Below are 12,106 nucleotides of genomic sequence, written 5' to 3'. Positions count from 1 at the left end.
GGAGGAATTGTCAGAATTTATCAAAAAATCACAAAAAACCATTGCTATTTGTTAGAAACTTTGTTATTTTTTTTAAAACTAAGGAATTATAGGAGCTTTCATTTATGGAAAAAAAGTTACAGTTTAAGGATTATATGTATGTTGGATCAATGCTTTTCGGTCTTTTCTTTGGTGCCGGAAATCTGATTTTCCCCGTTCACATGGGACAAGAAGCTGGCGCGAATGTCGGCTTAGCCAACCTTGGCTTTTTAGTTACAGGGATCGGCTTGCCATTTTTAGGGGTCATTGCTATTGGCGTTTCCCAAAGCAGCGGTGTTTTTGAATTAGCTTCTCGGATCAATCGCCGCTATGCAATGATATTTACGATTTTGCTTTATTTAGTGATTGGGCCATTCTTTGCTTTGCCCCGTTTGGCTACCACTTCTTATGAGATCGGGATCGCTCCCCATGTTTCATCTGACATGCAAACTTGGTTATTGGCGTTGTTTTCTGCCCTCTTCTTTGGCGCTGCCTGGTGGTTTTCTCGTAAACCAAGCAAAATCTTAGATTATGTAGGGAAATTTTTGAATCCATTATTTCTGGTCTTACTAGGCGTTTTGTTGTTTTTTGCTTTTTGGCAACCTCTAGGAACCATCAGCGACGCGCCGATCTATCCTAGCTATCAAAGCGATGCTTTCTTTACTGGTTTCACTAACGGTTACAATACCCTTGATGCGCTGGCATCTTTAGCCTTCGGGATCATCATCGTCTCGACGATTCGCAATATGGGGGTTGAAAAACCCACGACAGTCGCAAAAGACACGATCCTTTCTGGTTCTGTCAGCATCGTGTTGATGGGGATCATCTATACCTTACTTTCTTATATGGGAACCAAAAGTCTAGGGCAATTTCCTATCAGCGAAAACGGGGGGATCGCTTTAGCACAAATCGCCAACCATTACCTTGGCACTGTCGGCAGTCTGCTGTTGGCTTTGATCGTTATCTCCGCTTGTTTAAAAACTGCCATTGGTTTGATCACGGCTTTTTCCGAAACCTTTGCTGGATTGTTTCCCAAGCAAAGCTACGGGTTCTTTATCGCTTTGACAAGTATCTTGCCAGCGATCTTCGCCAATGTCGGCTTGACCAATATCATCGAGTTTTCTATTCCAGTCTTGATGTTTATCTATCCACTGGCGATCACGTTGATTTTGTTGGCGATCATCAGTCCCTTGTTTCATCATCGTGCCAGTGTCTACCGAATGACGACATACTTCACATTGATCGCTGCAATCATCGACGGTTTAAATGCAAGTCCTGCACTGATAACCAACAACGCTTTCGTGCAAGGAATCTTGTCTTTTGCGTCAGAATATCTGCCCTTCTTCCAAATCGGGATGGGGTGGGTCGTACCGGCTGCGATCGGATTTTTGATCGGTTTGCTATGGTCGTGGTTCAAAAAAGACCCTGTTTCAGCCTAAATTAGTTAAAAAGATGAAAATAACCTACCTTTTTTTAAAGGGTAGGCTATTTTTTTGATTAAAAAGACTGACAGTTTCGTAAAAAAAAGATACAATAGAGCCACAAAGGAGGATACCTATGTTTTATGAAGAACTTATGATGGACCCGCAAACATTAATTAAATTTAAAATATTCCGGCGTATGCTGACTCTGCAAAACCCTAGCCACCCAATCGCACAATTGGCAAAGGAAATGGAGTTAAGCTACCAACAAGCTTTTATAGAGTTGACTGAGATCGACCAAGATCTAACTGAGTTAACTCCGGATCATATGTCGATACTCGGTCGTGGCGGTAAATTACAGCCTCAGAATATCGCGGTAACGATCGATGAATACCGCTTCTATTTATTGAATAAAAGCGTTCCGTTCTTATATGTTCTTTACATGCTGAATGAAGACCATCCTACGATCACGGATTTTTGTGCAAAATACGATGTCAGTCGTTCAACGGTGTCTCGCAAATTTGAACATCTAAAAAAACATTTGAAGCAATTTCAGCTTCGCTTTACGTACACTGAATCAAACTTGGTGGGCGATGAGCGTCTTGTGCGGCTCTCCCTATTCAATATCATTTGGTTAGGTACTCGTGGAATAGAATGGCCATTTGCGATCGCTGAGAGTGAGACAGAAAAAATGGTGGATCGATTCACGGAGTACTTCCCAATGACTCATTCTTATCTTGGCCGATTAGAGTTGAAGTATTTCGCTGCCTTGATTCTTTTACGAATCAAAAAAGGAAATTTTGCCAAATACGACAAGCGGTACAATTTCCTAATGAAAAATAATCCATATTTCGATTTTGAGCGTTTGACACAAGTCGTTGATCCTGAAGTTTTAATGACAGACAAACAATTAAAAGGCGAATCAGGGTTTATTTACTTGATGGCGCAAATCTTCCCATTCTATTTGAGTCCTGAAGAAGAAGCGTTGCAACAAACCTTGCAATTCTTTTCAAGCAAACAAAACCCAGTTTATCCATTAGTCGCAGACTTGTTAGCAGAGATGAAAGCAACCTTCTTTGCTTCACAACCTGGCCTGTTAGATGAGCCATTGGTCGTGGGTAATTTAATCAATGTGACTTTCGGCAACTACGTTTTCCGTCAGCCGTTTCCAAATATCTATCGCTTGCTGACGCCATCGATCAATCGCGGGTCTGCTGAAGAGCAGCTGCAGCAAAAAATCGATGAATTCTTAACGAGTTATCGCGAAGAATCCGCGGTGGACTATATCAACGATGAAAACCAAGAGCAGATGGCAACGATGTATACCCACGCCCTGCTGCCGTTTTATGATCAAATCCGTTATTCGAATCGTTTACGGGTAGGGGTTGCGTTAGAAGACAATTTCTTAGTCGTTCAAGGATTGAATCAATTCTTACATGACTTGACCTTCGTAGCAGCAGAACCTTATGATCTAAACCAGCAAGAAAACTATGATGTCATCGTTAGTTCCAATCAGTTGATGAAAAAACTCAAACCAGAAAAAATGAGTTATATTTGGGATTATGCGGCAGATGATCGGCAATACATTGATTTGTATCGTACCTTGAAAAACCGTTTTGATGAAAAGAACCTTTCTCTGTAATCAAACCGTTACGGTTTCTTAAGAACTTCCGAAAAGATTTGTCACAAAATATTCATATTTATCTCGTATACTCTATGTATACCAACAAACAACCCTAACTAACACTTTTTCATTTTTAACTCCTTCCCGTCGGCCACCCACCGACGGGTCTTTTTTTGCTTCTTTTCGCAGCCAGCAAACTTAAACACTTTCCAATCTTTTCTCCACAAAAAATTCATATTTGGACAGTATAGTATACATAACCCAACAAACAACCCTAACTAACACTTTTCATTTTTACTCCTTGCCTGTCAGCTACCCACTGACAGGCTCCTTTTTTTCTTACGGGGTTTGCCGTATACTAAAGCCAGGAGGTGTCCTATGACAAAAGCCATTACGACAGTTGACCAATACATTGCAGCAGCTCCAGCAGAACGACAAGCGACTTTAAAAAAGGTCCGTCAAACCATCAAAGCCGTTTTACCTGAAGCGGTTGAAAAAATCAGTTATCAAATGCCTACCTATCATCAGGGAGAAACTATCGTGCATTTTGCCTGCGCCAAACAGCATCTTGGCTTTTATCCCACGCCTTCTGCGATCACGGCCTTCCAAGAAGACCTACAACCCTACAAAACCAGTAAAGGGGCGGTTCAGTTTCCTTTTGCACAGCCGATCCCTTACGAACTGATCGCTGTGATGACCGCTTGGCGACTCGCAGAAGTCAAAAACAAGCACGCTTAACCAGCAATAAAAAAACCGCTGTGTCTAATGACGCAGCGGTTTTTTTGCTATGCACAGGCTTGTCTACAAGCCAGGTTTTGTATTCAAGGTGCTAACTTTCAGCACATGATGCAGGGGAATAATCCGCAGCTGCTGACGGTCGCTTTGTAATTTCAAGACAACTTGTTCTTTTGCTACCGTTTTGCCGACGATCCAACCGGTAACGGTTTCAAAACCACCCAATTTCTCTGTTTTTACTTGCAGCACGACCAGGTGCTTGGCAGCGGCTGCCTCTTGCAGCGTTCGCTGGATTTCTTTGACTTTTTCAGACTGATTCTTCTTGTCAGCATCATCACTGAAAAAGGTATCCAGCAACGTTGTGGATGTCATCACAATGAGTTTGCCCAATTGTTTGATGGGCGATGGTTTCTTTTCCATTGGACATTCCTTTCTGCGCGTTGCAGCAGTTTATAAAAACCACACATACGTTCGCATTTCCATGGTTCTATTTTAGCAAATTTTTGGTAAAATACAAGCGAACACGCCTTATTTTTCAGAAGAAATAACCTCTAGCCAAAAAGGAATTCCTTCTTGTAGCAGTTGATAGGTCTCTTCGAAATCTCCTGTATAATAAGGATCTGGTACTTCCGCGGTTTCTTTGCCAGGAACAACACTCAAATACGAACGAATCTTTGCGGTGGTATCGGCAGGTGCCAGCGCTTGAAGTGTTTCAACATTGCTTTGATCCATACCGATGATCCAGTCAAATTTGGCAAAGTCTGCTTCTGTGATCTGCCGTGAAATGAGTCCCTCGCTGGATAAGCCTGCTTGACGCAATCTTTTTTTGGTTCCGGGATGAGCAGAATGTCCGACTTCCCATGAGCTGGTCGCTGCCGAATCGATCTGCCAATCCAATTTGCGTTTTGTTATTTCTGCTTTATAAATAGCTTCTGCCATGGGGGAACGGCAAATATTACCTAAACAAACAAATAAAACTTTCGTCATCGCTCACTGCTCCTCTTTTTCATAGATTTGGTGGCCAAAAAATTCCACATCCTTCGCCAAACGAAACAATTGCGTTGCAATCTCTAAGGGGGTTTCTGGAAAGTCGTTGTGAATCCAATTTTCCAAAATGCCTCCGCAGCCGTAGGAAAAGAACCGGCTATAAAATAGAATATCTTGTTTCGTCAATTGCTGCTCTTGATCGACCTCCAAGAACAAGCGCTGAAAAAGCGGTTCTGTGATCTGTAGAAATCCGTTCATTAAGATTTCGCGGTCATAAGCCAGTGATTTGCGGTAAAAGGCCGGCGCTTGTTTCATTGCTTTCAGCATGCGCAAGGCGGCTTCTTCCCAGTTATCAAGGGAGACATCTTCTGTCGTCAAAAAAATCAGGGCATCTTGCCGATAGATCCATTGGATCAAAGCTTTTTTATCAGGAAAATGGTAGTAAAACGTCTGCCGATTGACTTGCGCCTTTTCGGCGATCTCCTGTACGCTGATTTTATTCACTTCTTTGGTCTCACAAAGGGTGATCAATGTCTGGCCAATCACAGCCTTCGTTTGTTTCCCATCCATCATAGGGCACCTCTTTTTCTTCTCTTTCTATCATACCAAATTTTCCTGCAAAAAAAAATCCTATCAAATGGTCCTTTTTCACAGACCTTCCCCGAAACCTTCATCAGAGCAATAGATTCCTGGGCGCTTTTTAAATAGGACAGGTTTCTACAAAAAACGCCTGCCTCCATTTGAGGCAGACGTTGCTTTCGATAGTTAAACGGCAGGTTACTCATTGTGCCATTTTGGTTTGAAACTGTTCTCTTCGAATCACACTGACTTTTTCAGTGAAATTGGCCCAGTCGATGGGTCTGGGTGGTGCCAGCCATAAGATATGGTCGATCCCCAATGCACCATAAAAGGGTAAGTTTGAAAGAATCAGATGCGTATGATCATCTGGGTAACTTTGGAATTGGACATTTAAATCGAGGATTTTTTCGATATTCTTTTGGATCATCTGATTGTAGGAATCGCCAAATGAAAAGTCCACGCAAACATACAAGGGAACCAAAATCTCTTTTAGCGGAATCGTGGAAATCAACAGAATCAGATACCTGAAAAACAAAAACTCTTTATTGTTCCATAAGATCGGCCGGTTGCGGCTTTCTTCCAGATAGTTACGGCAAAAGGCAGCATATTCTGGATAGGTTTCAAGAAAATACGTCACATCCATATATTGGTATTCATAGCGAGAACTAAAGGAAAACGACAAGAGCTGATAATGGATCGTTGTCGTTTCAGCATGAAGAAGTGCCAACGTATCTGCGGTTAAGGAAAACTGCTGTTGGACGGCCTGAATAAAATGCTCGTTTAATTGTTGGATATAGGTTTGTTCTTGATCGATGTAGCTATTGTTGTCGATCAGCCAGCCCTCAACGATCAAAAAGCGCAAAATATCTCGAGCTTCACGCTCTAGCACTTCTTGATCGGTGATCGTCAAAATCTCCTGCAGCCAGCGTTTCAATTCCTCAATGATCACGAGATGTTTGGGCAAGACTAAATCATTTTCCACGCTGTTTTGCAGGTAATGACCATTCGTCATCCGTGCCAAAACGATTCCTAGATAATGTTTCTTGCGAATCCGCATGCGAGCAGACTGTTCTGGTTTAAGCCAGGTGCTTTCATTAAAATGATCAAAGGTCTTTTCTTTTTCTAGGATTTCTTTTGGGAAAGGGGAATGATTCAGATAGTATTCCTTCATAAAAAAGAGGAAAATAAATTCCCTGATCTCACTTTCCTCCCCAACCAGCTGAAATTCTTTCGTCACTTCAATATCATATTCTTTCAAGATCAGTTTAAACTGTTTAAATTCTTTATAGACGGGATTATGGCTTAAATAGTGATTGGTGGCAAATTCGTATAAAGAAGACAATTGCTCAAAAAAACATTCTTTCAACATGGAAAATTTCAACGCTTGATCCAAATAATAGGTCAGCAGTGTATCGGAAGTTGCCAGCCCCGAGGCATTCAGTTTAATGACCGTCCCATCGGTCACGATCTCAAATTCCTCGTTCAATCCGAGTTCATAAAAATCAAGATTCAATTCTTGAACGGTTTTGTTGATCAAAAATTCCGACATGGTCAATTGATCCATCAATGTTTCCTTCGTTTCCGAAAGAGCGACTGCGTTTTCCAAATATTGCAGCATCACCAATTTTCGTTTGTCCGCCTTATTCAAAAATGTCACAAACATGCGTTTTCAAGCCTCCATTGTTTTTTTGGCCATAAAGGACGTTTCCTGAAAATAAGTAGCACAAGCTGGCAAGATAAGAAGGCTTATCATCGCCATCACCATCTGTATTATTTCCTGGCAGTGCTAGATCGACGTTCAAACGATCCGGCGCAAAGACATCCTCCAGCATGACTCGTTGGGCAAAATGTTTTTGCTTTTCCAAAAAACTGCTTTCTGACAGTGAGGATCGCTCCGGCTCTTTTTTCGGAACGGTTTCTGGTTCAGGCGCGGGTTGTTCTTTGGATTCTTCCATTTCAGTTGGCGGTTCCTCCACTTTTTCTGGTATTTCTTCTGGTGGGTCCGTGGGGACGATTTCTTCTGAGGGGTCCAGCGGATTATAAATGGTCGCAAAAACGACTTGTTCTGTAACAAGATCGATCATTCCGATAATCATGCACGCACCAATGACAAAGCCAAATCTGCGTTTCATTTTATTCACCCTCCTTATCATCAGCGCATCTTCTGATGATGTTTCTACGACGCTGAACGGTCCAACAACTTATGGGCGCCCAGCAGACATCCACTAATTATAAATAAAATAACAAATAAAAGAAACCAATTTTTCATTGATTGTTGTTTCCATACCGTTTCTTGTTTTTCAACCATCACTTTTGCTGCTTTCGGCGTGCTGATTGTCGCCGCTGGTTTTTGTGGGTGATCGGCAGTCGCCTGCTCAACAGGAATCGCTGTCAGCACGTACCGTTCTTCTGTTCGAGTAGGCGTAGGACAAGTGATCAAGGTCAATTTTGGTGTCTGTTCTTCCTCTAGCACCGACAAGTCCGACTCGTCTACGATTTTTTTATCCGTGATGATATACTGTTGACTCTCCTCGAGATAGGTCACTGATACTTCCATCCCCACCTGTGCTTCTAGCAATTGACCAAATAACAAACTTTGTCTGCCAAGATGATGCCCTAAAACGACAAAATTGCTATTTTTCAACGAACGTTCGGGAAACATCACGACGCCGCCTCTCAGCAGCTGTTGATTCGTTAGTCCCACCAACAGCGGCTGCTGGAAATCGATCGCCTCGATTGCGACAAAGCCGTACCCAGTGATCGTTGTCGGCTGAGGCGCCATTACATCTGACAGAGCCGGCATTCGGATCGTTTCTTCTTCTGGGATCGTTGCCGGCAGCTGGGTGGCTATCGTCAATTGCGTGGTGCGTAATTGCCAACTGACGATGCTTTCTTTTAGAAAAGGCAGTGCCAGCAAAAGGATACCTACGATGATCAACCCATCGATCAAGCATTTCTCAAGGCGCTCACGCTTCATCCGTTTCATTTTTTTTCTTTCGTCGGTACCATAAAAGCAGCAGCAAGGCGAGTAGTAGCAACAGTCCGCCGATCAAGAAGTAAAGCCATGTGTAATCTGTTTCGATCGTCACATCTTTCTTATTAAGATCACGTGCGACCTCTCCCGTCACTGTAAATTCTTTTTCGAAGGTCCATTTATAGAGATAGCTTTCTTCTTCGCCTTCTTCATTTTCAATTTTGTATTGCCCTTCATCGCTTTTTCCACCATAAGCAACGGAAGTCAACACGTAGGTCCCTGCTTCTAAACGTTGTCCTTCTAAAGAGATTGGGTACGAGAAGTTGGAATTAGGTGCCATTTGCATTCGTGAGGTATCCGAAGAATACAAGACGTCGCTATCACCTTTTTTCTTCACTTCATTGATCAGGCGTAATGAATTCAAGTAAGCTGCTTCAGGATTTTGAAGGGTGACATTGATAGTATTTCGGGCGTTGACTTGACCTGGTCCAACATCCAGCAGTTTTAGATCCGGTGAAACTTCTGTTGTGTTTTGTCGCAGTAAAATCGCAACGACATAGGCATACTCATTCTTGATAGCTAACCCTTGCTCTTCTTCACTGTCAGCAGTATCGGCTTCCTCTGTCGTCTCTTTTAAGGTCAATCCGCCTGCGATGACCCCTTCAAAGGATTCTGAAGGCATGGTGATCTTTAAGGGCAAGGTGATTTGGGATTGTTTGGGGATCGTGATCTCTTCATCCACTTCAATCAAATCAGCCATATCATAAGGCAAGGTTTCGTCCGCTTCGATGTCATTTTCGCCATATTCCACGACTCCGTTTAAGTTTGTGGTAGCTGAAGCGATCACTGGCGCGATGACGACCTCTTGATCGGTGTCATTACGCAATTGAACTTCAACGGTTTGTACCGTACCCGGCGCCATTTCCAAGTCAAAATAAGTTTTTTCTTTATCGATTTGATTTTCTGGAATTACGGGATTGACGGCAAAGTTAAATTCAGAAGCGGTTCCTATCGTTGGTACAAAAAAGAAAATACTTGCGAATAGGAGCGCCAAAAGCTGGTTGATTTTTTTCATGATGGATGTCCCTTCTTTCTATGTATTCTCCTTAAACCACGAAAGGGTTCAAGGAGAAAGCTGGTACTTATGGGTTTGTTGGTGTGTCTGTCAGTAACCAAGTAAACGTGGTGTTGTATTGGCTGGCATATTTTGTCGTTGAGCCTGGAACTTCCAACTCAATGCTATCCATAGCTGCAGCTAAACTATCGCCCCAGCTCATTAGATAGGTCCCTGCCCCTTCGCCATCTTGGGCACTCATCACTAAGGATTGGGCACCATTTGGATTCAATGTGATCGTTGAACTCACATTTGATGGTTTTGGTGACAAGGAAGGTGTTACTACAGTTCCCTTCGTCAAGCGAATTTGCGCGGCGGTCAATTCTTGATCTTCTGCTGTTTTGAACTGACCATTTTGGCGAACATTCAATGTCCAACCGCTCTCTGTTCCCCGATTGTCTGTCACTTGGACAAAATTTGGTCCTTCTTGATTCACATTTGCTGAATCTACGTATTTTTGGGTTTCCGCATGGTAGATCTCTGTTTTTGAGGTGATTTTTTGCGTACCAAAGTAAAGGCTTGAAGCAAAATCAATCGATAACGGTCCGTTGGTTCCTGGATTTGGTCCATCTGGGTCCGTTGGGTCAACTGGTTTGATCGGATTTTCTGGATCTGGGTCTGTTGGACTGATTGGATTGGTTGGGTCTGTATTTGGTTCAAAAGTGATCTGTCCGTTTGAATTGTATTCTACGCTGTCCGCTGCTTGTGCCAGCACAGGAGCAGCGAAGCTTAGCCCTAATACTGAGAGAAATGCTAGTGTTTTTTTCATGTCTATACTCCTTATCCTTCCGTTCCTGGTGTATCTGATAATACCCAAGTTAGTGTAGTCGTGTAGCTAACGGCATCTTTTGGTGTGCTGCCGGGTACAGAAAGTGCGACCGCTTTGGTAACATCTGCTTGTACTTCTTGGCCATCCTTATCTATTTCAGTGACCGTCTCAACGCTTCCCCAAGCGTTGACCCATGTTCCAGCACCCGTTTGATTTGCTGCGGTCATCACCACTGATTCAGCACCTGCTGCATCCAATGTGATCGTCGCTTCTGCCACTGGAGCAGTAACGCCGATCGCATTTGATTTAACGGCAGGACTTGTTAGGGTAATGACAGAACCAGTCAATTCTTGATTCAACGTCGATTCGTTTTTGAATTGACCATTTTGCTTCACAGACAACCGCCAACCAGCATTACTACCGCGATTATCCGTTACTTGAACATAATTGGCAGTTTTTAATGTAGAAACGGTGTCATCGTCATTCAAATACCCTTGTGCTCGTGCATAATAGACTTCGTTTTTATTGGAGATTTTATTGACACCAAAATCTAAGCTAGAGGCATAATCGATCGATAATGGTCCATTCGTTCCAGGGTTTGGTCCATCTGGATCGGTTGGATCCACAGGATTGACTGGGTTTTCTGGATCTGGATTTTCTGGATTGACTGGGTTCGTCGGATCGGTATTTGGAATAAAATCAACCGCCCCATTTGAGGTGTAAGAAGCCGCTTCAGCTGCTGAAACCTCAGTTGCTGCACTCGCTGCTGCCAATACGGCAAGACTTAAAAAGACCCATGCTGTTTTTTTCATTTCTATTTGACACTCCTTTATCTGTTTTACTGAAAATCAGTGATTTTAATTGCTTTCAGGGACATTCTTTAAATTCCAAGTCAATGTCGTCCGATACTCTTTGGCTAATTTTACGGAACTGCCTGGTACATTTAATTTTACTGCCGTTGACCCTTCCGTTGCATCGTTCCCAAACTTGTAGATCCAAGTGCCCATTCCTTTTCCGACAGGTGCGTTGACCAATGTGATTTCACTATCGGGTACAAAGGTATGACTTGCCGTAACCGTTGGTGCATACTGCATATCGGTGACCGAAGTTGCTGCACCTGAGGCGATCGATAATGAAGCCCCGACTAGTTCTTCGGCATCAGCCGTTTTGAATTGTCCGTTTTGCACAACGCTCAATGACCAGCCTTCTTGTGTTCCTCGTTTATCTGTTACTTGCACATAGTTTGGTCCAGCAGCGCCTGCTGTGAACTCTTGCAGCTGTGCGTAATAATCTTTTGTTTCGGAAGTGATCAGTTGGTTGCCAAATTGAAAGCTTGAAGCAAAATCGATCGATAATGGTCCAGCTGTTCCAGGGTTTGGTCCATCTGGATCGGTTGGATCGACGGGATCCACTGGTTTTTCTGGATCGGTCGGATCAACTGGATTGGTTGGATTCGGGTCCGCTTCAAAAGTGATTGCTCCATTTGAGGTGTATTCAGCGGCATTAACGGTTGTTGGTAACAGAGCAGTGCTCATCAATAGAATGCCTGCCGTCAAGAAAAGTTTTTTCATTTTTTGTTCTCCTTTTGATTAAAATGATTCCTGCTGCCAACAAAACGACAAGACCACTGCTTTGATAGCTATTAAAGTGATCCGACCCTGTTGCCGGCAGAATGTTGTTGCCTTTTTGATTTACTTGTTTATTCCCTGGCTGTTCTTTTACGGGCTCTTCTGGCTCCTCAACTGGTTCTTCATAGACACCGAAAAAGGAAGTAATGCCATTGCTGTCATAGGCACCTGCTTCGGCTGCTGAAACGAGCTGAGGAAACATTAATAGACAGCCAGCAATAATACCGATCATGATTTTTTTCATTTATTTTCCTGCC

The 12,106-nt window shown here is 43.0% G+C and carries 14 protein-coding genes; 3 read left to right on the top strand and 11 right to left on the bottom strand.

Annotation, left to right across the window (positions count from 1 at the left end; translation table 11 throughout):
* The first annotated feature begins 104 nt into the window (after positions 1–104).
* The 3 genes from brnQ (at position 105) to IGI82_RS01860 (ending at position 3,801) form a co-directional block, all read left to right on the top strand.
* Entirely contained in the window at positions 105–1,457 is a 1,353-nt protein-coding gene (gene brnQ, locus IGI82_RS01870) for a branched-chain amino acid transport system II carrier protein (protein ID WP_413153841.1), read from the top strand.
* Between the two features lie 118 nt (positions 1,458–1,575).
* Entirely contained in the window at positions 1,576–3,081 is a 1,506-nt protein-coding gene (locus IGI82_RS01865) for a helix-turn-helix domain-containing protein (protein WP_413153842.1), read from the top strand.
* A 360-nt stretch (positions 3,082–3,441) separates the two neighbouring features.
* Positions 3,442–3,801 (top strand): iron chaperone, encoded by a 360-nt coding sequence (locus tag IGI82_RS01860; protein WP_015508846.1) that lies wholly within the window; start codon positions 3,442–3,444, stop codon positions 3,799–3,801.
* 63 nt (positions 3,802–3,864) lie between these two features.
* On the opposite strand, the gene IGI82_RS01855 is transcribed toward IGI82_RS01860, so the two are convergent.
* The 11 genes from IGI82_RS01855 to IGI82_RS01805 form a co-directional block, all read right to left on the bottom strand.
* On the bottom strand, positions 3,865–4,218 hold the full coding sequence (locus IGI82_RS01855) for a hypothetical protein (RefSeq protein WP_005227192.1): 354 nt from the start codon (positions 4,216–4,218) through the stop codon (positions 3,865–3,867).
* A gap of 108 nt (positions 4,219–4,326) precedes the next feature.
* Positions 4,327–4,785, bottom strand: coding sequence for a low molecular weight protein-tyrosine-phosphatase (locus tag IGI82_RS01850; RefSeq protein WP_010748668.1), 459 nt, complete (start codon positions 4,783–4,785; stop codon positions 4,327–4,329).
* A gap of 3 nt (positions 4,786–4,788) precedes the next feature.
* Positions 4,789–5,358, bottom strand: a complete 570-nt coding sequence (locus tag IGI82_RS01845; protein WP_005227190.1) for a TetR/AcrR family transcriptional regulator — start codon at positions 5,356–5,358, stop codon at positions 4,789–4,791.
* Between the two features lie 208 nt (positions 5,359–5,566).
* A complete protein-coding gene (locus IGI82_RS01840; RefSeq protein WP_074535365.1) occupies positions 5,567–7,027 on the bottom strand; it encodes a helix-turn-helix domain-containing protein in 1,461 nt (486 codons plus the stop codon).
* A complete protein-coding gene (locus IGI82_RS01835) occupies positions 7,005–7,496 on the bottom strand; it encodes a hypothetical protein (RefSeq protein WP_015508844.1) in 492 nt (163 codons plus the stop codon). The genes IGI82_RS01840 and IGI82_RS01835 overlap by 23 nt, the downstream gene beginning before the upstream one ends.
* 44 nt (positions 7,497–7,540) lie before the next feature.
* Positions 7,541–8,341, bottom strand: a complete 801-nt coding sequence (locus tag IGI82_RS01830; protein WP_438842593.1) for a class A sortase — start codon at positions 8,339–8,341, stop codon at positions 7,541–7,543.
* Positions 8,331–9,413 (bottom strand): DUF916 and DUF3324 domain-containing protein, encoded by a 1,083-nt coding sequence (locus tag IGI82_RS01825; RefSeq protein ID WP_438841741.1) that lies wholly within the window; start codon positions 9,411–9,413, stop codon positions 8,331–8,333. Before IGI82_RS01825 ends, IGI82_RS01830 begins: the two co-directional genes overlap by 11 nt.
* Positions 9,414–9,480: 67 nt before the next feature.
* On the bottom strand, positions 9,481–10,221 hold the full coding sequence (locus tag IGI82_RS01820) for a WxL domain-containing protein (protein ID WP_438841740.1): 741 nt from the start codon (positions 10,219–10,221) through the stop codon (positions 9,481–9,483).
* Positions 10,222–10,232: 11 nt separating this feature from the next.
* The gene (locus IGI82_RS01815; protein ID WP_016609550.1) at positions 10,233–11,033 is read right to left on the bottom strand and encodes a WxL domain-containing protein; all 801 of its coding nucleotides are present in this window, start codon (positions 11,031–11,033) and stop codon (positions 10,233–10,235) included.
* 45 nt (positions 11,034–11,078) lie between these two features.
* Positions 11,079–11,792, bottom strand: a complete 714-nt coding sequence (locus IGI82_RS01810; protein ID WP_438841739.1) for a WxL domain-containing protein — start codon at positions 11,790–11,792, stop codon at positions 11,079–11,081.
* Entirely contained in the window at positions 11,725–12,093 is a 369-nt protein-coding gene (locus IGI82_RS01805; protein WP_010748658.1) for an LPXTG cell wall anchor domain-containing protein, read from the bottom strand. The genes IGI82_RS01810 and IGI82_RS01805 overlap by 68 nt, the downstream gene beginning before the upstream one ends.
* Between the last annotated feature and the right edge of the window lie 13 nt (positions 12,094–12,106).

Source organism: Enterococcus sp. AZ067 (assembly GCF_051715005.1).
Lineage (GTDB): Bacteria > Bacillota > Bacilli > Lactobacillales > Enterococcaceae > Enterococcus_D > Enterococcus_D casseliflavus.
Note: the sequence above shows the minus strand (reverse complement) of the source record. Positions and strands in the feature narration are given on the sequence as shown.